The sequence below is a fragment of the Vibrio sp. 2033 genome (assembly GCF_033339735.1).
In genome coordinates this window covers 1-523 of record NZ_JAWOVC010000803.1, presented here as the reverse complement: position 1 = coordinate 523, position 523 = coordinate 1, and the positions used below count along the sequence as shown (strand labels likewise).

Below are 523 nucleotides of genomic sequence, written 5' to 3'. Positions count from 1 at the left end.
CGCCGTCGGTAGCCCAAGAGTAAAGTGTCGCTGCTGTCAAAAAACCGCAACGCTGCTGAACCCGAACAAAGAATCCCACACACTCCAACCACTGCTTGATGCTATATTAGCCGAGGTTTCACCCAAAGATTTACAGTATAAACTGGGCTTAAATCATCGCCGTTTTTCACAATCTCTTGAGCGTTTAGCAAGTATGCTGGACACTTTTAGTCGCTTATACGAACGTCATTTATCGTTCTCGAATATCCAAACTCGATCCTTTGTTCAAGTGGCGCGCTCTGGTTTTCGCCACCATGGCCGAGAACAACGTGCAGCGCATATTTGGACACTATGCAGCGCCGATGCCCAAACGGGGTACGTGCTTTTGCTCAGTGACAACGCTTGGCTTCTTCAGACAGAAATGTCAGAGCACGTCATTCCTCAACCGCTTTGGGAGCAAAGCCGTTACCAATTAACGCAGCAAGAAGAAATGCCAAACGAATCAGATGTATTTCTCCAAGCACAGCGCACTTACGACAAAATT

General features: G+C 47.4%; 1 pseudogene. It reads left to right on the top strand.

Features of this window, described 5'->3' with window-relative positions:
* Window positions 1–193: 193 nt before the first annotated feature.
* A pseudogene (locus R7P74_RS29175) lies at window positions 194–523 on the top strand (hypothetical protein); the annotation flags it as partial.